This is a genomic window from Promicromonospora sp. MEB111, assembly GCF_030209445.1.
Classification (GTDB): Bacteria; Actinomycetota; Actinomycetes; order Actinomycetales; family Cellulomonadaceae; genus Promicromonospora.
The window spans coordinates 67240-87916 of the sequence record NZ_JARVSD010000018.1; the positions used below are offsets into that span (position 1 = coordinate 67240).

Consider the following 20677-nt stretch of genomic DNA (forward strand, 5'->3'; position numbering starts at 1 on the left):
GTTCCCGTATGACACCCGACGCATGCGGAATGCGGCATCCCGGGTGAATATGTGCCGGTGCCGAATGTGACTGTGGAGCAGGGTGGGGCAAAGGGCCTCGAAGTGGACGCTCGGGTGGTAGGCGTGGACATCGGCGGCACGGGTTCCCGCCTCCGGTTCAGCTCCGGGCGGGGCGGCGTGTCCTACGAGGTCACCGGGCCGCCCGCCACCGTCGTGGGCGGGCGGTCGACCGTGCCCGAGGTGGTGCGCGAGCTGTGCCGCGGCTTCGCCGCCCGGTTCGGCGGGCGTCCGCGGGTGTCGGCCGCCGCCGTCGGGATGCGCGGGTTCCGCTCCCAGACGCAGTCCGGGACCCTCGACCCCAACCGGGTGCACGACATCCTGTCCGAGGAGCTGCGGACCAGCTCGACCGCCGTCTCGAGCGACGCGGTCACGGCGCACCTGGGCGCCATCGGCACCGGGTCGGGCGCCACGCTCGCCGTCGGCACGGGTGCGGTGGCCGTGGCGTGCGACGACGTCGGCCGCTGGCATCTCGCCGACGGGATGGGGCCGCACGTGGGCGACAACGGCGGCGGCGCCTGGATCGGACGGCGTGGCCTGGACGCCGCGGCCCGGTCGATGGACGGCCGCCGCATGGGGGCGTCGCCGGGCCTGGTCCGGGCCGCCGAGGAGCACTTCGGACGACGGGAGCGGTGGGCGGCCGTCAACGACGTGTCGTTGTTCGCCGGGTTCGCGCCCCAGGTGATCACGGCGGCGGACTACGGCGACCTGGCGTGCCGCGAGATCCTCGACGAGGCCGCCCGGTCCCTGGCGGACGGGCTGTGTGCGGTACTGAGCCATCCCGGCGTCGTGCCGGTGGCGGTCACCACGGGAAAGCTGCTGATGCACGCGCCGACGCTGCGGTCGATGGTGATCCAGCACCTCCTGGAGAAGCGGGACGACGTGCGCGTGCAGCCCAGCGCCGGCCTGCCGCTCGACGGCGCGCTCGCCCTGGCGCGCATGATGGCCGCGCACCCGAACGTCGTCCAGGAGCACGTGCCGCTGCTGGCGGTCCGGATCGGCGTCGCGCCCCGGCCGGACGACTCCGTTACGCTCCCGCGAGTGGTCCTCCCCGCCGTGCGGCCGCTGCGGGAGGCCAGTGAGCCCACCGCCTGGGCGGTCGAGGTCCGGTCGGACTACGAGTGGTCGGCCGAGCAGGCTCCGGAGGACGGCCTGACCCCGACCGCCCGGACGGCCCGGACGTCTCCGGCCTCGGCGGCCTCCGCCGTATCGGCCGCCTCCGTGACCGACGCCGTGGTGCCGCTCACGGGCGAACGGCTCGTGGTCGGCCGTGCCTCGCGCAGTCGTGGCGTGGTGCCGGACATCGTGTGCGAGGACACCGGCGTCTCGCGCCGGCACTGCGAGATCGCCTGGTCGGAGGGCGGCTGGAGCGTCGTCGACCTCGGGTCGGCCAACGGGACCTATGTCGCGGCGCGCGGTGACGCGCTGCCCACCGAACCCCTGCGTCCGGGGGAGCGCCGCTGGCTGGCCGACGGCGACCGCATCTACGTGGGCGGCTGGACCTGCCTCACGGCGCGCGCCGTGACCGCGAGCGTGCGCTGAGCTCGTCGGCGCACTGCGGCGCCCGGCGGACGGTGGGTGGTTGCCGGCTCCGACGGTGGGTGTCGTCCCCGCGGGAATCACCTGGACCCGTCGTGTCGCGGCTCCTAGGTTGACCGCATGTCCGGAACCGAGCTCGCCCGCGCGTACTGGGCCGACGTCGTCCGCCCGATCCTGGACCGGAAGCTGCCGGACGTTCCGCGTGCGGCCGCCCGGCTCGGCTCCGGCTCGGACGTGCTGGGCCTGGACGACGACACCTCGCGTGACCACGACTGGGGCCTGCGGCTGACCCTGCTGGTCCCCGCCGGACGGGTCGGTGACGTCGACGAGGCCCTCGCGACGGCACTCCCGGCGTCGTACCGGGACCTGCCCACGGCGTTCCCGGTCACCTGGGACCCGACCGTCCGGCACCGGGTCGAGGTGGCCGCGCCCGTCGACTTCGTCCGCTCGCGCACGGGGCTCGACGTCGGCGACGACCTCGGGGTCACCGACTGGCTGTCGCTGACCGGGCAGGCCGCGCTGGAGGTGACGGCGGGGCCGGTGTTCGAGGACGTGCCGGGGGAGCTGACCGCGCTGCGCGAACGGCTCGCGTGGTACCCGCACGACGTCTGGCTGCACGTGCTGGCCGCCGAGTGGACGCGCGTCGAGCAGGAGCTGCCGTTCGTGGGGCGCACCGGGCAGCGCGGGGACGACCTCGGCTCCCGGATCGTCACCGGGCGTCTGGTGACGGCCCTGGTCCGGCTCGGGTTCCTCCTGGAGCGGCACTGGCCGCCGTACCCCAAGTGGGCGGGCACGCTGTTCGGGCGGCTGCCCGTGGCGTCGTCGGTCGGCGGCGAGCTCGCCCGCGCGCTCGCGGCCGCGACCTGGCAGGAGCGGGACTCCGCCCTGCGCGCGGCGTGCGAGGCGCTGCACGCGCGACAGCGCACCCTCGGGCTGCCCGCGCTGGACGGCCCGGTGTGCGAGGACTTCTACGACCGGCCCTTCACGGGCCTGCGCGGCGTGGCGGGCGCACTGCGCGCCGCCGTCACCGACCCGGAGGTACGGGCGCTGCCGCACCGCGGCGGCGTCGAGCAGTGGGTGGACGACGTCGGGACGCTCACCGACGCGGGTGCGCGCGGGCGCCTGGCCCGGGCCGCGCGGGCCTGAGCGGCGCGGTCCCGCACGGGCCCGAACTCATCCGCCGGCGTTCTCCTGCAGCGCGGGGCAGGCGCCGCCGGGCTCGGTCAGCAGCTCGAAGTGCCAGATCTCGTTGGAGTACACCTGGCACAGCCCGTACTCGGTGCCGTGCTGGATGAGCCAGTAGGCCCCCTCGGTCGGGCCGATGTCGATGGCCTTGCCGCTCACGTGCTCGGACAGCTCGGGCGTGCTGACCCGCTCGCGAGCGGCCTCCAGGCTGCCGTACTCCCGGACCGCGTCGTCGAGCAGCTGCTGCTGGTAGGCGGGGCTGCGCCAGCCGCTCGTGACCCAGAAGTCGATGCCGTCGTCCGCGGCGTCGGCAGCGGCCTCGCGGACGGCGGCGGCGAGGTCGGCGTCGAGGTTGGTGACCGCCGGGAGGTCGTCGTCGAGCGTCGCCGCGCCGTCCGGGATGTCGCCGCCGGCCAGGCCGGTCGACCCGGCGCCGTCCGACCCGGGCCGGCCCCGGTCGAGCACCTGGTCGACGGCCTGCACGACCGGCGCGTCACCCCGGTCGAGCAGGGGATAGACGCCGAACACCGCGGTGAGCACCACGGCGGCGACCACGAGGGTGAACGCGATCGGGCGGCGGGTGCGCCGCGGCCGGGGGACGTGCCGGGGCGGGCCGCCGACGCGCGCCGGCGGGTGGGCCAGTTCGTATCGAGTCATGTGCCCAGCCCACCGGGGCCGACGTTGCCAGGGCGTCTCCGCTTTTCGATACGCCCCGGATATGTGCCCGCCGGTAGCGTGTGCTGACATGCGCGTCTTGGTGGTGGAGGACGAGCCCTATCTCGCCGAGGCGATCCGCGACGGGCTCCGGCTGGAGGCGATCGCCGCCGACGTCGCGAACGACGGCGCCGCCGCGCTCGACCTCGTGGCCGCCAACTCCTACGACGCCGTGGTGCTCGACCGGGACGTCCCCGTGGTGCACGGGGACGAGGTGGCCCGCCGGGTCGTCGCGGAGCATCCCGTGGTCCGGATCATCATGCTGACCGCGGCCGGCGAGCTGACCGACAAGGTGAGCGGCTTCGAGCTCGGCGCGGACGACTACCTGACCAAGCCGTTCGCGATGCGCGAGCTGGTGCTCCGGCTGCGCGCGCTGGCCCGGCGGCCGGAGGCGACCACCCCGCCCGTCGTCGAGCTCGGGCCGGTGCGGCTGGACCCCTACCGCCGCGAGGTCTACCGCGACGGCCGGTACGTCGCGCTCACCCGCAAGCAGTTCGCCGTGGTGCAGGTGCTCATCGACGCCGGCGGCGGCGTGGTGAGCGCCGAGGAGCTGCTCGAACGCGCCTGGGACGAGAACGCCGACCCGTTCACCAACGCCGTGCGCATCACCATCTCGACGCTGCGCAAGCGCCTGGGCGACCCCTGGCTGATCCACACGGTGCCCGGCGTCGGGTACCGGTTCGGGGAACAGTGACCACGCCCGCCGTCGGGCAGCGACGCGCCGGGCTGTCGGTGCGCCTGCGGCTCACGTTGAGCTACGCGGGGTTCCTCGTCCTGGCGGGCGCGGCCCTGTTCGCCGCGCTCCTGCTGGTGCTGCGGTACGTGCCCGACGAGAACCTCATGGTCCAGGACGGCGGGGGGTTCGCACCCAGCCGCTCCGACCTCCTCGACGTCGCCGTCCCGCTGTCGGTGGCGGCGGTCGGCTTCCTCGCGCTCGTCGGCCTGGTCGGCGGCTGGATCCTGGCGGGCCGGATGCTCCGGCCCCTCGACCGGATCAGCGAGGCCGCGGCGCTCGCGGCGGACGGTTCCCTCGCCCACCGGATCGTCCTGGAGGGGCCCGACGACGAGCTGCGCCGGCTCGCCGACACCTTCGACATGATGCTCGCCCGGCTGGAGCGCTCCTTCGAGGAGCAGTGGCGGTTCACCGCCAACGCGTCGCACGAGCTGCGCACGCCCAACACCGTGGTCAAGGCGCTGCTGGAGGTGGCGCAGGCGGATCCGGCGGGCCGGGACGTGGATCGCCTGCTGAGCCGGTTGCACGAGACCAACGAGCGCTCGATCGTGATGGTCGAGTCCCTGCTCCAGCTCGCCCGGCTCGATCACGAGAGCCTCCGGACCGAGCCCGTCGACCTGGCCGACGTCGTCCGCGAGGCCGTCCGGGCGTGGCCGGAGCTGGGCGCCGCGCCGGAGCTGGTCGTGACGCTCGACGACGCACCGGTCCACGGCAACCGGGTGCTGCTCGGGCAGCTCGCGGGCAACCTGCTGGGCAACGCCGTGCGGCACAACCTCGCCGCGGGCGGCCAGGCCTGGGTCGGCACCCGGCTCGACGACCGCCGTCGTCCGACGCTGGTGGTGGAGAACACCGGGGCGCCGCTCGACCCCGCGGTGGTCGCGACCCTGGCGGAGCCGTTCGTGCGCGCGGACGCCCGGACGCGCCGTCCGGACCGCGCCGGGGGCAGCGGGCTCGGGCTGTCGATCGTCGCGTCGATCGCCCGGGCCCACCACGCCGAGCTGACGCTCCGGGCCCGCCGGGACGGCGGTCTGGTCGCCACGGTCACCTTCCCGCCGACCTGAAGCACGTGTCAGACGTACAGGTCACCCGGGTGACCTGTACGTCTGACACGTGGCACTACGCGCTCTGGAGCTGCGGGTAGAGGTCGCTCAGCGGGCCGGACAGGGCGGCCTTGACCCGGCGGCTGGTGTCGTCGGCGAGCACCTCGGGCTCGCCGGCCTCCAGCCCGTCGAAGATCGCGGCCACGATGTCGCGCGGGTCCTCCTTCGGCACGTCCAGCCGCTCGATCATGGGCGTGTCCGTGTACCCGAGGTGGGCACCGAGCAGGTGCGTCCCCTGGCCCAGCAGCTCCACCCGCAGCGCGTTGCTGAACGACCAGAAGGCGGCCTTGGTCGCCGAGTACGTGCCCATGGCGAGCCAGCTCAGCGCGGAGTGCATGTTGATGATCGCGCCGCCGCCGTTGCGGGCCAGTACCGGCGCGAACGCCTGGGTGACGCCGAGCTGGGCGAACACGTTGGTCTCGAACACCGCGCGGACGTCGTCGAGCGGCGTGGTCAGCGTGGGCCGTCCGCCGTCGGAGATCCCGGCGTTGTTGATCAGGACCGTCGTGTCGGCGGCGAGCTCGGCCGCGGCCGCGACCGACTCGGGGGAGTTGATGTCCAGCGGCAGCGGCACGACGCGTGGGTCGGTCCACTCCCGGGGCGTGCGGGCGCTGGCGTACACCGTGGTGGCGCCACGCAGGAGGGCCTCGGCGACGAACGCGCGGCCGAGGCCGCCGTTCGCGCCGGTGACCAGGACGACGGCGTTCTTCAGATCAGTCATCACGAGCTCGCTTTCATGAGGATGTTCGATGTGGTGCTGGTCGGGGCGGTGTCGAGCGGGGCGGGGAGCGGTTCGGGCGCCACGGCCCGTGCCCGCACGGTGAGGACGGCGGCCAGCGCGAGCGCGATGACGGTCGCGCTGCCCACGACGAGCGCGATCTGCAGCCCGTTCGCGGTGGCCAGGCGGCCGACGGCGAGGGCCGTGCCCGCCTGCACGAGGTAGGCGACCAGGTAGGCCGACGACGTCGTCGCGGCGCGGTGCTCCGCGGGCGCGCTGCGGGTGACCAGGGTGACGCCGCCGGAGAACAGGAGGCTGTAGCCGGCGCCGCCGATCAGGGAGTACAGGACCAGCGCGGTCATCGAGTGGGTGGCGCCCGCGACGATCATCAGGCTCTGTGCGGCCAGCGCGGCGACGGCGCCGAGCCGCAGCGCCGTCGGGGCGCGCAGCCTCCCGGTGAGCAGTGCGACCACGCCGATGGCGGCGGCGGAGATCGCCAGGACCACGCCGTTGACGAAGGCGTCGTCGGACCGCACGGTGTCCCGCGCGAACTGGGCGCCGATGCCGAGGAAGATCGCGCCGAGCGCGTAGGCGGCGCTGACGCCGAGCGCACCCGCCACGAACGGCAGCCGGTGGCGCGGTACGGCCAACGGCCGGGGACGCCAGCCGTGCGCGGCGGTGCGCAGCCGGCGCGGCAGGTACCACGCGGCCACCACGGCGACGACGACGCCGGCGAGCAGCACCCCGTAGCCCGCGTGCAGCGGATTGGTGCTGAACTGCACGGTCGCGCCGCCCACGAGCAGCGCGGTGATGAGGCCCACCGAGGACGCGCCGGCGGTGATCGCGCCGGTGCGGTCGCGGGTGTCGTCCGCCCCGGCGGAGGCGATCACGCTCGTGGCCGGGCCGAGGCTCAGCCCCACCCCGACGCCCATGAGCGCGCGGCCCACGAGCAGCAGCGCCAGGTTCGGCGCGAGCAGGAACGTGAGCCCGCCGAGTCCGAGGAACCCGAGGCCGGCCAGGATCGCGCCCCGGTTGCCCACGGTCTCCGAGACGCCGCCGAGCAGGAGGAGCGTCGCGATCAGGGCGACGGGGTAGGCGGCGAACACGGTGGTGGTGACCGCCGTGGTCAGATGCCACTCGGCCGCGTAGACCGGGTAGATCAGCGTCGGTGCCGCCGACGCCCAGAGCGCGAGGGCCACTGCGGCCGCCGCCGCCCAGCGGCTGCCGCGTGACGCCCAGGTGAAAGTCATCGAGGTTCCTATCTGAGTTGGGAATCACAACCTAGCACCTGGATTGGAAATGACAACCTAGATAGGATGTGGGCATGAGCACAACGCCCCGCGAACGCAACGCCCGCTGCTCCGTGGCCCGGAGCCTGGAGATCCTGGGGGAGAAGTGGACCCTGCTCGTGGTCCGCGAGGCCTTCTTCGGCTACACGCGGTTCGCCGACTTCCGCGCGCGGCTCGGCATCGCGCCCGACGTGCTCACGGCTCGCCTGGAGACCCTGGTCGAGGGCGGCGTGCTGGAGCGCCGGCCGTACCGAGACGCGGGTCAGCGGCAGCGCGACGAGTACGTGCTCACCGAGGCGGGGGCGGAGCTCAAGACCGTCCTGGCGGCGTTCGCGGCGTGGGGCGACGTGCACCGGCCCTCGGGCTTCGGGCCGTCGGTCGTGTACGTCGAGGAGGCCACGGAGCAGCCCGTCCGGGTCGCCTTCCTGACCGAGGACGGGCGGGAGCTCGCGCCCGACGCCGTCTCGGTGGTGCCGGGTCCGGGCTCGCTGACGACGGCGGCCTGACCGGCCGCCGCGTCAGGCTCCCGCCGGGGTCAGCCCGCCTGGGTCTCGTGCAGGGTCGCGTACCGCCCGCCGTGGGCGACCAGGTGGTCGTGCGTGCCCTGCTCGACGATCCGGCCGTGCTCCAGCACGATGATCCGGTCGGCCTGCCGGATCGTGGAGAGCCGGTGCGCGACGACCAGCGTCGTCCGCCCGCGCATGAGGCGGCCCAGCGCCTCCTTGACCAGGGTCTCCGACTCGGTGTCCAGTGCGCTGGTGGCCTCGTCCAGCAGCAGCACGCGCGGGTCGCGGACCAGCGCGCGGGCGATCGCGATGCGCTGCCGCTGCCCGCCGGACAGCCGCGCCCCGCGTTCGCCCACCACGGTGTCCCAACCGTCGGGCTGCGCCTCCACGAACTCCAGCGCGTTGGCGTCCCGCAGCGCGGCGCGCACGACGTCGTCGGACGCGTCCGGCAGGCCGTAGGTGACGTTGTCGCGGATGGTGCCCTCGAAGAGCACCGACTCCTGCGGTACCACCGAGACGTGGCGGCGCACCGTGCGCAGGTCCAGCTCCTGCGCGTCGACGCCGTCCACGAGCACACGGCCCGACGTCGGCCGGATGAAGCCGAGCACGAGGTTGAGCAGCGTGGACTTGCCCGAGCCGGACGAGCCCACGAACGCCACCGTCTGGCCCGCGGGGATCGCGAGGGTCACGTCGTCCAGGGCGTCGTCGTCGGCGCCGGGGTAGCGGTGGTGCACGTGGTCGAGGGTCAGCTCGCCGCCGACGGCGTCCACGGTGCGGCGGCCCTCGTTCTCCTCCAGGTCGGGCTCCTCCAGCACCTCGGCGACGGAGCGCACCGACTCCATGCCGCGCGCCGTGACCGGGAGGAGCATGAGGAGCTGGGTGAGCCCCTGCGTCAGCAGCGTGAAGTAGCTGGAGAGCAGCACCACCTCGCCGGCCGTGATCGGCAGCAGCCCGGTGAGCGAGAAGACGGCGGCGAGCGCGAGGCACGTGACGCCGAGCAGCTGCATGGTCACCCAGGACAGCGACGCGACGCGGCCGTTGAGCATGTCGAGGTGCAGGCCCGCGCGGCGCACGCCGTCGGCGCCGGCGGCCAGGCGCGTGACCGCCGTCTGCTCCAGGCCGTGGGCCCGGGTGATCGGGATGAGCGAGGCCATCTCGCCCACGCGCGAGGCGAAGCCCTCGACCTCCCGGCGGAACCGTTCGTTGCGGTCCCGCGAGCGCCGGGCCGTGAACCAGCGCAGCCCGAGCGCGAGCGGTACGGCCAGCAGGTAGACGGGCAGGAACTGCGGCACCTTGAGCGCCGTCATCGTCACGGCGCCCACCAGCACCATCAGCGAGGAGAGCAGGGGATGGGTGACCTGCTGGAGCATCACCTCGATGTTCTCGACGTCGCGCACCACCTTGGACTGCACCACGGACGAGCTGGCGCGCGAGTGGTACCCGATCGACAGGCTCTGCAGGCGGGCGGCGAGCGCGTTGCGCAGCCCGGCGCCGGTGTCGCGCACCACCGTCATGAAGCTGCGCGTGTAGACCAGGTGGTTGGGGAAGTTCTGCAGCAGCAGGACGGCGGCCACGGCGAACCAGACCAGCACGTCGCGGACGTCGCCGCCCGTGGCCACGATGTCGATGACGGCCGCCGTGACCACCGGCAGGAACCACATCGGGATCTCCTTGACGGTGAACGCCGCGACGGCCACGGTCATGCGGCCGGGACGCCGGGCGAGCAGCCGCAGGATCGACCGTGCGGGCTTGGTGCTGTCGATCAGGATCGGGGCGGTAAGCGCTTTCTCGGCAGCCATGCCGCCCATGCTATCCACCACGTGTCAGACGTACAGGTCACTCCGGTGACCTGTACGTCTGACACGTGCGGGGTCAGCGGGTCATGAGGCGGTACTGCGCCGCCACCTCTCTCGACGTGATGGCGCGGTCCAGGAGCTGGATCGTGTCCATGCGGCAGTTGCAGGGGTTCCGTTCCTGCGTGTCCTGCGGAAAGCTGCCGCCGATCTTGATGCCGCGGGGCGTCGTGGCCGACGTCCCGGTGCCGTCCACCTGCCACGGGTCGCCGTCCACCACGTAGAAGCCCGGCACCCGCTCACCGTTGCGGTACAGCGCCATCTTCCCGGTGGTGTAGTCGAACGTCGCGGCCAGGTGCACCCACTCGTCCTGCGGCAGCAGGGTGCGCCAGTCCTCGCTCGCGGCGAAGGTCTGCGACGCGCCGCCGTCGAGCCGCCGGCCCAGGGCGACCAGCCGCAGCTCGCCGTCCACCTGGATGATCTCCAGCAGCGCACGCACGCCGTGCCCGTCGGAGTCGCCGCTGAGCAGACCCGCCAGGCCCACGGCGTTGTAGTAGTCGTCCGGGTTGGCGGTGGTGGTGTTCGGGCTCGGGTTCTGGCCGGTCATCTTGACCCAGCCCGCCACGGTGATCCCGTCCACCCCGTTGAACGCCGACAGGGTGCTCACCCCGTTGGCGTTGAAGACGCCCGCCTTCCAGTCGTCGTTGCCCGCCGTCAGCGGGTTGATCTGGCCGAGCTGGATCGAGTTGTTGCTGCCCGGGTAGGCGCCGTCCGCCACCCGCATGTCCTCCCCGCCGTTGATCAGGTTGAGGTAGGTGCGCGACAGGCCGCGGTCGATCTCCACGGCCCCGTCCTGCTGGAACGGGTGCTCGAAGTCGTAGAAGCTCACGGAGTTCTTCTCCAGCGAGCGCGGCACGTCCTGGGGCACGGGCGCGTGCACGGTGTCCACGATCTTCCAGATCTTGCCGTTCGCCTTGGCCACCAGGTACAGGTCGCCCGACGCGTCGCGGCCCATCCGCAGGTCGGCGCGCTCGTCACCCGTGAAGTCGGGCATCCTCCTGCGGGTGCCGTCGGTGTCGTAGAGCGCGAGCTCGTACATCTGCGCCTCGGGGCGCCCGCGCCGCATCTGCGACTCCTTGGCGTAGAACACCCGCCCCTCGACCAGGTCGGTGAACAGGTACTTGCCGTTCAGCGCCGGCAGGTCGCGCCCGCGGTAGACGAACCCGCCGCTGATCGCGTACCCGCTGTCCGCCGTGCACGACCAGCCGGGCGGCGGGTCGTGGTCGTAGGCCACCACGGGATAGGTGAAGCCGAGCTCGTCGTCGTTCTCCGGCAGCGGGTAGAGGTTGCACCGGTCGGCGGCGTCGAACACGTACCTGCCCTCCCGGTCGCCCCAGCCGAAGTTGTCACCGGCCTCGACGTCGTACACGGCCTCGATCGCGTGCTCGCCGATGTGCCCCAGGAACATGCGGCCGGTCTTCGTGTCCCAGCTGAACCGGTGCGGGTCGCGCATGCCGATCGCGTAGATCTCGCCGAGCGTGCCCGGCGTGTCCACGAACGGGTTCGACTCCGGGATGCCGTACGTGCCGCCCGGCCCGTTGGTCCCCGCCGGGTCGATGCGCAGGATCTTGCCGGCCGGCGTGTCCCGCTCCTGCGGCACGCCCGTGCCGACGCCGATACCGCCGTCGCCCACCGCGAGGTAGAGCAGGCCGTAGTCCTCGTCCCCGGGTTCAGCGGTCGGGTTGAAGTCGATCTGCTGGATCGCGTGCACCTGACCCGCGAAGCCCAGGCGCATCACCTCCCGGCTCGTCCCGGAGAACACGTCGGCGTCCGGGTCGTCCGCCACCCACTCCGTGACCACCGCGTGCAGGAACGTCGGGGTCTGCGCCGGGTACGTGGTGGGGTCCGACGGCGGCCCGGCATTGCCGGGGCGCTCGCTGTGCACCGTGTAGAACGTGCCGTTGTGCTCGAAGTCCGGGTGGAACGCCGCGAACCCGAACCCGCTGCCCATGCCGCGTCCCGAGAAGAACTCCGGCGCGAACCGGGCCGCCACGTCCAGATAGACCCGCGGCTCGCCGTCCTCGACGAGGTACAGCGGGCCGTTCAGGTCCGGCACGTACAGGCGGCCCGAACCGTCCGGCAGCTCCCCGATGCCGTTGATGCGGGCGTGCCGCATCAGGCGCCGGTCGACAGGCGCCGGGATCGGCTCCGTCTTGGGGAACTGCGCGTACTCCTGGAGCACGAGGCCGATCGTCGACTGCTTCTCCTCGGGGGCCGGGTCCTCGATCGGGACGCCGACCGGGGCCGCCGCCGTGGCGTCAGCGGCGGGAGCCGCCGCCGTGGCCAGCGTCGCCGTGGTCAGGCCGGTCAGCGCGGTAGCGGTGATCGCCACCGCGGCGACCGCCGACCGCCATCGTTGTCTGGTGCGCATGGTGCCTCCTGAATGTCGTCGTCGTCATTGCGGAGTGCTGTGCGTGACGTGGTGCGATGACCTACCGGCAGAACGGCCGTTCGCCGGCCGCGCTGAGGATGCCGCCCACCACGTGGGTCTTGAACGAGTCGGCGCCCGGGAGCGTCGAGTCCTCGGTCCACGCGGCCGGGTCGTGGCCGAGCGAGGTGACCCACGCGCGACCGCCGTCGTAGTACTGGCACCACGAGACCGGGTGCTCGCCCGCGTGCCCGGGGTGCCCGTTGAAGCCGGTGCCGGAGCCGATCGTGCCGGTGTCGACCTCGGCGAGGAACCGCACGCCCGTGGGGAACGGTTCGAGGTTGTACCACTCGTCCCGGAAGTCCCACCGGCGGGGCAGGTCCTTCGTGGAGGCGTCGCGGCGGTCCACGGTGAGCACCTGCCCGTCGCGGTGCGGCCCGTGGTCGTAGAAGTTGGCGCCGCCGAGCAGCCCCTGGAACCACGGCCAGTGGTACATCGCGCCGAGCGTGTTGTGCACGGCCACGAAGCCGCCGCCCGAGCGGACGTACTGCAGCAGGGCCGTCTGGGACGCGTCGTCGAGCATGGTGCGCGAGTTGCTGAGGAACACCACGGCGTCGTACGGCGCGAGCTTGGCCGGGGCGTCGAGCTGGCGCACGTCCTCGGTCCAGTCCACCTCGAACCCGTACTCCTGCCCCCAGCGGACCACGGCGTTCTGTGCGACGTGCGCCGAGGTGAGCGGCGGGTTCATCCCGGCGGGCAGCAGCGGTCCGAGGTGGGCGTGCCGCGAGACACCGGTCGCGGTGAACACCAGCACGCGCACCCGCCCGTCGCTGGTGCGGGGCAGGTCCCAGTCGTTGTAGCAGGCCGGGTCCGTGCCCCGGCAGACGCCGTAGTCGGCGATCTTGTCCTGGTAGGGGTCCTGGCGGCCCGCGGACGACGGCGGCCCGCCGCCCGCCGCGCCGGACGACGCGGTCCCGCCGGACGTGGCCGGCGCGAGGTGCAGGCCGGCGAGCAGCGCGGCCAGGATCGCCAGGCCGAGCACGACCTGTCCCGCACCGCCGAGCGACTTTCCGAGCATGGTTCTGAGCGACATGACGGTTCTCCTTTGAACAGCCAGCAGTCAGTCCTCACGGGGAGGGGTGGGGCTTACGAGACCTCCTTCGGACGGCCGCCCAGGTAGAGCTGGGCCAGGCGGGGGTCCGCGAGGAGGTCGGGGGCGGGGCCCGTGATGTGCACGCGGCCCAGGTCGAGCACGCAGCCCACGTCGGCGGACTCCAGCGCCCGCCGCGCGTTCTGTTCCACGAGCAGCACGGCCGTGCCGGCGTCGCGCATGCGCCGCACCTGCTCGAACACCACCGCCGTCGCCTTGGGGTCCAGCCCCATCGACGGCTCGTCCAGCAGCACCACCTTGGGCCGCACCATGAGCGAGCGGGCGAACTCGACCTGCTTCTGCTGCCCGCCCGACAGTGCGCCCGCCAGGGCCGACCACCGCTCGCCGACCAGCGGGAACAGCTCGGTCACGAAGTCCGTGCGGGCCTCGACCTCGGACCGGTCGCGCACGGTGTAGGCGCCGAGCAGCACGTTCTCGGCCACGGTCATCTCGGGGAACACGCTGTGCCCCTGCGGCACGTGCGACAGCCCGGCGGCCAGGAGCTGCTGCGGCGAGCGCCCGGTGACGTCCACGCCGTCGACCACCACCTGCCCGGCGCGCGGCTTGAGCAGACCGCTGGCGACCTTGAGCACCGTCGACTTGCCGGCGCCGTTCGGCCCCACGAGGCAGACCACGCTGCCGGGCGCCACCGTGACGGACAGCCCGCGCAGCACGAGGGCGGCGCGGCCGTAGCCGGCCTGCACGTCGGTCAGGCGCAGGAGGGGTTCGGCCGCGGGGCCGGGTTCGGCGGCCTGGCCTGCCGTCGCCTGGGGTGCGAGTTCGGACTCCAGCTCAGACTCCAAGGTAGGCCTCCAGCACCTGCGGGTCGTCCTGCACGACGGCGGGGGTGCCCTGCGCGATCGGGCGGCCCCGGTCGAAGACCACCACGTGGTCGCTCAGGCCCATGACCAGCTCCATGTTGTGCTCCACGATGATGAAGGTGCGGCCCTCGGCGTTGAGCTCGCGCACCAGGTCGGCGATGCGGTCCACGAGCGCCGGGTTCACGCCGCCGGCCGGCTCGTCGAGCATGATCGTGTGCGGGTCGCCCATGAGCACCCCGGCCAGTTCCAGCAGCTTCTGCTGCCCGTAGGAGATGTCGCGGGCCTCGGCGTGCTCCAGGTGGTCGATGCCCACGCGGGCCAGCAGCTCGCGGGCCCGGGCGACGTCGTCCGGGTTGCGCATGCCGCGCAGCCGCTCCAGCAGGCCGTGCGGCTGCACCGCGACCAGCACGTTCTCCAGCACCGTGAGCCGCGGGAAGACGCGGCAGAGCTGGAAGCTGCGACCGATCCCGGACCGGGCGATCCGGTGCGGGGCGAGCCCGGTCACGTCGCGGTCCCGGTAGGTCACCGTCCCGGCGTCGGGCCGGATCATGCCGGTGACGCAGTTGAAGAACGTGGTCTTCCCGGAGCCGTTGGGCCCGATCAGGGCGTTGATCTCGCCGTCGTGGAACGCCACGGAGGCGCCGTCGACGGCGCGGACGCCGCCGAACGACTTGGTCAGGCCCTCGGTGGTGACGGAGCCGATGGTCGGGGGGCTGGTGCTCATCGTGTTGCCTCCTCGCGCTGCCGGGCCAGCTCCTCGGCGCTCACCTCGCGGATCGACGCGGCGCGGCGCCGCCGGTTGAGGAACGAGGTCAGGGCCGGGATGACGCCGTCGGGCATGAACAGGACGACCAGGCCCAGCAGGATGCCGGTGGCGACCAGGTGGAACTGCGTGTCGCCGTACTGCGACTTGAACACCTCGACCGCGTACCCGACGACCACGGCGCCGAGCAGCGGGCCGAACAGGCTGCGCACCCCGCCGAGCAGCGACATGAGCACCATGTAGGTGCCGACCAGGATCGAGAACTGGAAGATCGGGTCGAGGTAGCCGAACCACAGCGCGTACAGACCGCCGCCCAGGGCGGTGAAGAACGCGCTGGTCACCAGGGCGGTGAGCTTGTAGGCGAAGGTGGGCACGCCGAGGGCCTGCGCCTTGTCCTCGTCCTCGCGGATGGCCTTGAGCCCGGCGCCGAGCCGGGAGCGCTCGATGGCCCACCAGGTCAGCAGGGCCAGCGCCAGGAGCACGGCGTGCAGGTAGAAGAACCGCTCGTGCTGCTCGGGCCGCAGCACGTCCGGGCCGAACGGCCGGGGCACGCGCAGCCCGCCCGAGCCGCCGGTGAACGTGTGCCAGCTCTGGAACGTGAGCTGCAGGATGAGCACCAGGGCGATCGACACGATCACGAACGAGGCGCCGCGCACCCGTAGAGAGGCGATGCCGACCGGGATGGCGATCAGGGCCACGATCAGTGCCCCGACCACGAGCGCGAGCCACGGGTTCAGCCCGGACCGCAGGATCAGCAGCGCTGTGGCGTACCCGCCGAGGCCCGAGTAGGCGGCGTGGCCGAGCGAGATGTAGCCGGTGAACCCGCCCACCAGGTTCCAGGACGTGGCGAGCACGGCGTAGCTCAGGATCACCACGCCCACGGACAGGATGAACGGGTCGGGGGCCAGCGACGGGAACAGGAGCACGACCACCACGAGGGCGAGCAGGGCGGCGGTCCGGACCACGCGCGCCGTCGTCGGGCCGGAGGCTCTGGTACCGCTAGAAGCGTTGGGCAAGGCGACCTCCGAAGAATCCCTGCGGGCGGATCATGAGGGTCACGAACAGGGCCAGGTAGAACACGGTCTGCGCCCAGGTGGTGCCGAGCGGCACCTGCAGCAGGCTCGCGGCCACACCGAGCAGCAGGGCCGCGATGGCTGCCCCGGGGATGCTGCCCAGCCCGCCCACGACGATGATCGCCATGAGCGGCCCGATCCAGTGCCAGTGCAGCGACGGGTAGATCGTGTAGTCCAGCGCGAGCGCCGTCCCGCCGACGGCGGCCGTGGCCAGCCCCAGCCCGAAGCCGAGCCCGGCCACGCGGTCGGTGTCGATGCCGATCAGGCGCGCGGCCTCCGGGTGCTGGGTGGTGGCCCGCAGCGCCCGGCCGAACGACGTCCGGCGCAGGATCAGGTACAGCGCGCCGAGCGACAGCGCCGCCAGGCCGAACGCGACGAGCTTGACCACGGCGATGCTGACGCCCGCCACCTCGATGCTCGTGCCCGAGTAGCCGAGCTGGATGCGGCGCTGCGTGCCGGTCCAGACGAACCCGAGCAGGCCCTCGATCGTCAGCGCCACGGCGAACGTGAGGAGCACCGACATGGTGGTCAGCGTGATGGGCCGCAGCCGGGACACCAGGAACCGCTGCATCCCGTACCCGACCACGAAGAACAGCGGCACGGTGACGACCAGGGACAGGAGCGGGTCGATGCCCGTGCGCTCGTGGAAGTACCAGGCGAGGTAGGCGGCCAGGATCAGGAACGCCGAGTGGGCGATCATGACCACCCGCATCACGCCGAAGTACAGGGTCAGGCCGGCGGCCAGGAGGGCGTAGAGCCCACCCAGGAGGACGCCGAGCACCAGGCTCTGCGCGAACAGGGCACCGGTCATCGGGTCACCACGCGGGCTTCGGGTGCACGAGGTCGGCTTCCTTGACGTCGTCCGGCAGCACGATCTTGATCTCGCCGTCCACGTACTGCTGGATCAGGTGGGCGCTCTGCGGCCGGCCCTGCGCGTCCCAGCTCAGCGGCCCGACGACGGTCTCGACCTCGTTCTCCTTGAGCCACCCGATGAGCTGCTCCTGGCACTCGGGGCTCGGGTCGGCGCAGCCCACGGCCTCGACCGCCGCGGCGACGACCTGGCCCGTGGTCCAGGCGTTCGCCTCGTCCTCGGCGGGCGGGGCGTCGTGCTCGGCCGTGTAGAACTCCACGAACTCCTGGTTCGACGGGTAGGGCGCCGTGGGCGTGTACCCGGTGGGGGCGAGGATGCCCTCGGTCTTGTCGCCGATCGCCGCCGGGAACTCCGCGTTCGTCGGCGCGCCGGAGATCGCCGCCATCTGCGGCTGGTAGTCCTGCTGCTGGAGCGCGACCACCAGGTTCACGCCGTCCTGGTACTGCGAACCCACGATCAGCAGGTCCGCCTTCGAGTCCGCGATCTTCGCGGCGATGCCGCTGAAGTCGGTGGTGTTCGGCGGGTACACCTCGTCGACCAGCACCTCGATCCCGGCCTCCGCGAGCTGGTCGCGCAGGCCGTACGCGGTGCCCTGGGCGAACGGGTCGTCCATCGAGGCCACGGCGATCGTCTTCGGCCGCTCGTCCTCGGGCAGCGCCAGGATGTACTCGGCCAGGTGGTCGTAGTGGTCGTCGGCGATGGCCGGCGCCGCGTAGAACAGGTTGTCGAAGCCCTGCTCGAAGACCTCCGCGGCGGCGCCCGCCGGCTCCACGAACAGGAAGCCGTAGTCCTGGGCGACCTGCGCCGCGGGCACCACGAGCCGGGTCGAGAACGGCCCGAAGACCAGGTCCACGCCGTCCTGGTTGATGAGCCGCTCGTAGTCCGAGGCGACCCGGTCCGCGTTCGACTGGTCGTCGACGATGACCAGCTCGACCTGGCGGCCCAGCAGGCCGCCGTTCTCGTTGACATGCTTGGCCCAGGCCTCGTAGCCGCGCTGCACCCCCTTGCCCGGCTCGGCGAAGTCGCCCGTCAGGGGGAGCGAGACGCCGACGACGATCGGGTCGTCGGGGCCGGCGGCCTCACCACCCTGCTCCGGGCTCGCCAGGCAGGCGGACAGGGACAGTGCCGAGGCCGCGGCGATTGCCGCTACCGTCAGGCGTCGGGTTGCTCTCATGGTCCACTCCCTTGTGGGTCCACATCATCGTGGGCAAGCGCTTCCGTAACCGCTTACGGCACTCTAGGAACTGGGACGCTGTGTGACAAGGGTGTTGGCACCATCCATTACCTGTCGCTTTACCTGTGGCGAGGAGATTCGATGCGCAAGCACACCGCCGGGCTCCGCCTGGTCGACGTCGCAGAGCACGCCGGCGTGTCCATCGCGACCGCCTCCCGGGCCCTGTCCGGGGCAGCCGGGGTGTCCGAGGCCCTCGCCGAACGGGTGCGCGCGGTCGCGGCCGAGCTGGGTTACGTCGCGAACGTGCACGCGCGCTCCCTGGCGAGCGGCGCCAGCCCGTCCGTGGGCCTCGTGGTCCACGAGATCGGCGACCCGTACTTCGCCGAGATCGCCAGCGGCGTGCTGGAGGTGGCCGGCGCCCACGGCCGCATGGTGCAGATCTGCCACACCGGACGCGACCCGCATGCCGAGGTGGCCCAGCTGCGGGCGCTCGCGGGCGCGGGCGTGGGGATCATCGTCGTGGCCGGCTCCGGGCACCTCGACCGCGACGTCCAGGCGCAGATGAAGGCGCAGGTGCAGACCTTCGAGGCGTCCGGCGGGCGGGTCGCCGTCATCGGCCGGCACCCCCAGCTCGGCGTCGACGCGGTGGTGCCGGCCAACGTCGCGGGCGGCCGGGCCATCGCCGAGCACCTGCTCCAGCTCGGGCACCGGAACATCGCCGTGGCGGCCGGGTCGCGGCGGCTGGCCACCATGGCGGACCGGCTCGCCGGCGTCGAGCAGGCGCTCGGCGCCCACGGCCTGCGGCTCGCGGACCTGCTCGTGGTCGAGGCCGCGTTCACGCTCGACGGCGGCAAGGACGCCGCCCGCCGCATCCTCGACACCCGCCCGGACGTCACGGCGATCCTCGCCCTCAACGACGACATGGCCGTCGGCGTGCTGTCGGTGCTGGGGGAGCGGGGTGTCGCGGTGCCGGGCGACGTCTCGGTGACCGGGTTCGACGACGTGTCCGTGGCCGGCCATTTGTCGCCCGCCCTGACGACGGTGCACCTGCCGATGAAGGAGATGGGGCGGCAGGCGCTGGAGCTCGCCCTCCTGCCGCGGGCCGCCCGCGCCCGCCGTCGCACGGCGGAGCAGCGGCTGATGGTCCGGGCGTCGACGGCGCCGGTGCGGGGCTGAGGCGTGCTGCCGCACCTCGGGAGCCGACGTCCCTTCTTGGGGAGTGCATGATGCGGACGGAGGGGTAACGGAGAGGTAGCACTGTTCCCTCCCCGTTACCCCTCCGTCCGCGTGTTGCTTCACCGACGCCGGCGAACGGCCGGACTGCGGTCCGTCAGGCCGGGCGCCGGCCGGCCGGTCAGGTGGCCGGGACGAGCCAGCTCGGATCGAACCGGCGGAGCACCACGGCGCACGGCGAGTCGTTCAGCTGGGCGATCGTCGGGTTGGCGGTCTGCACCCGGCGTGCCTCGACGAGCGCGAGGACGATGCCGCTACCCGTCGAGGTCAGCGCGGAGTAGCCACCCTCGCGCAGGTCGCCGACCTGGTTTCCCTCGCTCGCCAGAGGGTCGGTGCTCAGGAACCGCTCGTAGGCGTTGGGCCACGTCTCGCCGTTGTCGGCGCTCGCCCGGAGCTTCATCTGGTAACGGTTGCCCACCGTCTGGCTGGCGGAGTTGAGGTGGATGAGGAAGTGGTTGCCGTTGATCGTGTGCGAGATCTGGGCCGCGTGGGCTCCGGGGTCGATGATCTGGGCACGCCAGTACTCGCTGCCGAACTGCTGCCAGCTTCCCGGGTTGCCGATCGCGATCCGGCGCGTGTGGGGGAACGTGCCGCCGTCCGTGATCTCCGAGTCCAGGGCCCGGTAGTTCAGGATCAGCTGTCCGTCCGAGCGCTCCGCCACCGTTCCCTCGCCGTACGGGAGGTTGGCCAGCCCCTGGGGGAGGCCGCTGCTCGCCCAGTCACCGCCCGGAGCCTTGATGAGCAGGCGTCCGCGGGCCGGGACCACGAGGGTGCCGTCCGGGCGCTGGATCCCCTTGCCGGGGCCGATGAAGTCGTTGCCGCCCGCGGTGCGGTTCAGGTCCGCCCGCAGGACCGGGCTGGTCCAGGTTGCGCCGTCGTCGTTCGACGTCGCGATGTAGACGTCGGGGTCGACCTGGTAGTCCGCGCCGTCCTGCCGCCGCAGCATGAAGCACGTCAGCTGCCCCGTCGTCCGGTCGTGGACCAGGGTCGGGTTGGTCCAGCTGCGCGACCCCGCGCCCGCCAGCGCCGTCGCGACGCTCCAGCTCACACCCGAGTCCGTGGACCGCCGCAGCAGCAGGTTGAAGTTACCGCTGGCGTCGAGGTTCCCGTCCGGGCGACCCTCCACGATCGCGATCACCACGCTCGTCCCCGGGACCGCGAAGATCGCGGGGATCCGGCACGAGTGGTAGTTGCCGTTGCCGCTCTCCTTGGGGATCGACGCGGCTCCGGCCTCCGCGTCCCCGAAGAGCATCTTGCTCTCCATGCCGTCCGGGTCCAGGGCGAACGCCCGCTGTGGGGACGCCACCCCCACTCCCGTGAGTCCGAGCGCGGCCACACCGGCCGCTCCACCGAGAAACATCCGACGCGAAAGCGTCATGCCCCATCCCTCACAGACCTCGTTGGAAGACGCCGGCCGGGCAGATCGTGCTCGGCCGACCGGGCACAACGTTGCATTCCGAACCAACGGGGCGTCAAGGAAAGGTGCAGAACGATGAAAGCACCATCCAGGTGGCGCAGGTCTTGACGCAT

18 protein-coding genes are annotated in these 20677 nt (G+C 72.7%); 6 read left to right on the forward strand and 12 right to left on the reverse strand.

Annotation, left to right across the window (positions count from 1 at the left end):
- Positions 1-114 precede the first annotated feature (114 nt).
- Together QRN56_RS21495 and QRN56_RS21500 are read left to right on the forward strand one after the other, a co-directional pair.
- Entirely contained in the window at positions 115-1599 is a 1485-nt protein-coding gene (locus QRN56_RS21495) for a BadF/BadG/BcrA/BcrD ATPase family protein (protein WP_285106692.1), read from the forward strand.
- Positions 1600-1716: 117 nt separating this feature from the next.
- Positions 1717-2742: a DUF4037 domain-containing protein gene (locus tag QRN56_RS21500; RefSeq protein WP_285106693.1), complete on the forward strand. Its 1026-nt coding sequence runs from the start codon at positions 1717-1719 to the stop codon at positions 2740-2742.
- Between the two features lie 27 nt (positions 2743-2769).
- Here the strand turns inward: QRN56_RS21500 and QRN56_RS21505 are convergent, their stop codons facing one another.
- Complete coding sequence (locus QRN56_RS21505) at positions 2770-3438, reverse strand: M15 family metallopeptidase (protein ID WP_285106695.1); 669 nt, start codon at positions 3436-3438, stop codon at positions 2770-2772.
- An 88-nt stretch (positions 3439-3526) separates the two neighbouring features.
- On the opposite strand from QRN56_RS21505, the gene QRN56_RS21510 reads away from it, so the two are divergent.
- Both QRN56_RS21510 and QRN56_RS21515 read left to right on the forward strand, forming a co-directional pair.
- Complete coding sequence (locus QRN56_RS21510) at positions 3527-4189, forward strand: response regulator transcription factor (RefSeq protein ID WP_285106697.1); 663 nt, start codon at positions 3527-3529, stop codon at positions 4187-4189.
- On the forward strand, positions 4186-5289 hold the full coding sequence (locus tag QRN56_RS21515) for a sensor histidine kinase (protein WP_285106699.1): 1104 nt from the start codon (positions 4186-4188) through the stop codon (positions 5287-5289). Before QRN56_RS21510 ends, QRN56_RS21515 begins: the two co-directional genes overlap by 4 nt.
- A 55-nt stretch (positions 5290-5344) precedes the next feature.
- On the opposite strand, the gene QRN56_RS21520 is transcribed toward QRN56_RS21515, so the two are convergent.
- Entirely contained in the window at positions 5345-6049 is a 705-nt protein-coding gene (locus QRN56_RS21520; RefSeq protein ID WP_285106700.1) for an SDR family oxidoreductase, read from the reverse strand.
- Positions 6049-7296: an MFS transporter gene (locus QRN56_RS21525; RefSeq protein WP_285106701.1), complete on the reverse strand. Its 1248-nt coding sequence runs from the start codon at positions 7294-7296 to the stop codon at positions 6049-6051. The genes QRN56_RS21520 and QRN56_RS21525 overlap by 1 nt, the downstream gene beginning before the upstream one ends.
- Before the next feature lie 74 nt (positions 7297-7370).
- Between QRN56_RS21525 and QRN56_RS21530 the strand changes: the two genes are divergently transcribed.
- Positions 7371-7841, forward strand: coding sequence for a winged helix-turn-helix transcriptional regulator (locus QRN56_RS21530; RefSeq protein ID WP_285106703.1), 471 nt, complete (start codon positions 7371-7373; stop codon positions 7839-7841).
- 29 nt (positions 7842-7870) lie between these two features.
- Here QRN56_RS21530 and QRN56_RS21535 read toward each other — a convergent pair whose 3' ends face one another.
- The 8 genes from QRN56_RS21535 to QRN56_RS21570 form a co-directional block, all read right to left on the reverse strand.
- Positions 7871-9640 carry an ABC transporter ATP-binding protein gene (locus QRN56_RS21535; RefSeq protein ID WP_285106704.1) on the reverse strand — a complete coding sequence of 590 codons (1770 nt, stop codon included), beginning with the start codon at positions 9638-9640 and terminating at the stop codon, positions 7871-7873.
- A 73-nt stretch (positions 9641-9713) separates the two neighbouring features.
- Positions 9714-12065 (reverse strand): PQQ-dependent sugar dehydrogenase, encoded by a 2352-nt coding sequence (locus QRN56_RS21540; protein ID WP_285106706.1) that lies wholly within the window; start codon positions 12063-12065, stop codon positions 9714-9716.
- A gap of 61 nt (positions 12066-12126) precedes the next feature.
- Positions 12127-13155, reverse strand: coding sequence for a ThuA domain-containing protein (locus QRN56_RS21545; protein WP_285106707.1), 1029 nt, complete (start codon positions 13153-13155; stop codon positions 12127-12129).
- 53 nt (positions 13156-13208) lie between these two features.
- Positions 13209-14015, reverse strand: a complete 807-nt coding sequence (locus tag QRN56_RS21550; RefSeq protein WP_285106708.1) for an ABC transporter ATP-binding protein — start codon at positions 14013-14015, stop codon at positions 13209-13211.
- Positions 14005-14757, reverse strand: a complete 753-nt coding sequence (locus tag QRN56_RS21555; RefSeq protein WP_285106710.1) for an ABC transporter ATP-binding protein — start codon at positions 14755-14757, stop codon at positions 14005-14007. The genes QRN56_RS21550 and QRN56_RS21555 overlap by 11 nt, the downstream gene beginning before the upstream one ends.
- On the reverse strand, positions 14754-15812 hold the full coding sequence (locus QRN56_RS21560) for a branched-chain amino acid ABC transporter permease (RefSeq protein ID WP_285106712.1): 1059 nt from the start codon (positions 15810-15812) through the stop codon (positions 14754-14756). Before QRN56_RS21560 ends, QRN56_RS21555 begins: the two co-directional genes overlap by 4 nt.
- Positions 15796-16680 carry a branched-chain amino acid ABC transporter permease gene (locus QRN56_RS21565; RefSeq protein ID WP_285106714.1) on the reverse strand — a complete coding sequence of 295 codons (885 nt, stop codon included), beginning with the start codon at positions 16678-16680 and terminating at the stop codon, positions 15796-15798. The genes QRN56_RS21560 and QRN56_RS21565 overlap by 17 nt, the downstream gene beginning before the upstream one ends.
- A gap of 4 nt (positions 16681-16684) precedes the next feature.
- Positions 16685-17914, reverse strand: coding sequence for an amino acid ABC transporter substrate-binding protein (locus tag QRN56_RS21570; RefSeq protein WP_285106716.1), 1230 nt, complete (start codon positions 17912-17914; stop codon positions 16685-16687).
- 141 nt (positions 17915-18055) lie between these two features.
- On the opposite strand from QRN56_RS21570, the gene QRN56_RS21575 reads away from it, so the two are divergent.
- Positions 18056-19090, forward strand: a complete 1035-nt coding sequence (locus QRN56_RS21575) for a LacI family DNA-binding transcriptional regulator (protein WP_285106718.1) — start codon at positions 18056-18058, stop codon at positions 19088-19090.
- A 178-nt stretch (positions 19091-19268) separates the two neighbouring features.
- Here QRN56_RS21575 and QRN56_RS21580 read toward each other — a convergent pair whose 3' ends face one another.
- Positions 19269-20525, reverse strand: a complete 1257-nt coding sequence (locus tag QRN56_RS21580; protein ID WP_285106720.1) for a sialidase family protein — start codon at positions 20523-20525, stop codon at positions 19269-19271.
- Between the last annotated feature and the right edge of the window lie 152 nt (positions 20526-20677).

Excerpts from the sequence above, each read along its gene's own strand:
- QRN56_RS21575 (WP_285106718.1), top strand. The coding sequence starts at position 18,056 with ATGCGCAAGCACACCGCCGGGCTCCGCCTGGTCGACGTCGCAGAGCAC.
- QRN56_RS21525 (WP_285106701.1), bottom strand. The coding sequence starts at position 7,296 with ATGACTTTCACCTGGGCGTCACGCGGCAGCCGCTGGGCGGCGGCGGCC.
- QRN56_RS21540 (WP_285106706.1), bottom strand. The coding sequence starts at position 12,065 with ATGCGCACCAGACAACGATGGCGGTCGGCGGTCGCCGCGGTGGCGATC.
- QRN56_RS21565 (WP_285106714.1), bottom strand. The coding sequence starts at position 16,680 with ATGACCGGTGCCCTGTTCGCGCAGAGCCTGGTGCTCGGCGTCCTCCTG.
- QRN56_RS21555 (WP_285106710.1), bottom strand. The coding sequence starts at position 14,757 with ATGAGCACCAGCCCCCCGACCATCGGCTCCGTCACCACCGAGGGCCTG.
- QRN56_RS21580 (WP_285106720.1), bottom strand. The coding sequence starts at position 20,525 with ATGACGCTTTCGCGTCGGATGTTTCTCGGTGGAGCGGCCGGTGTGGCC.
- QRN56_RS21545 (WP_285106707.1), bottom strand. The coding sequence starts at position 13,155 with ATGTCGCTCAGAACCATGCTCGGAAAGTCGCTCGGCGGTGCGGGACAG.
- QRN56_RS21500 (WP_285106693.1), top strand. The coding sequence starts at position 1,717 with ATGTCCGGAACCGAGCTCGCCCGCGCGTACTGGGCCGACGTCGTCCGC.
- QRN56_RS21570 (WP_285106716.1), bottom strand. The coding sequence starts at position 17,914 with ATGAGAGCAACCCGACGCCTGACGGTAGCGGCAATCGCCGCGGCCTCG.
- QRN56_RS21535 (WP_285106704.1), bottom strand. The coding sequence starts at position 9,640 with ATGGCTGCCGAGAAAGCGCTTACCGCCCCGATCCTGATCGACAGCACC.
- QRN56_RS21510 (WP_285106697.1), top strand. The coding sequence starts at position 3,527 with ATGCGCGTCTTGGTGGTGGAGGACGAGCCCTATCTCGCCGAGGCGATC.
- QRN56_RS21520 (WP_285106700.1), bottom strand. The coding sequence starts at position 6,049 with ATGACTGATCTGAAGAACGCCGTCGTCCTGGTCACCGGCGCGAACGGC.
- QRN56_RS21530 (WP_285106703.1), top strand. The coding sequence starts at position 7,371 with ATGAGCACAACGCCCCGCGAACGCAACGCCCGCTGCTCCGTGGCCCGG.
- QRN56_RS21505 (WP_285106695.1), bottom strand. The coding sequence starts at position 3,438 with ATGACTCGATACGAACTGGCCCACCCGCCGGCGCGCGTCGGCGGCCCG.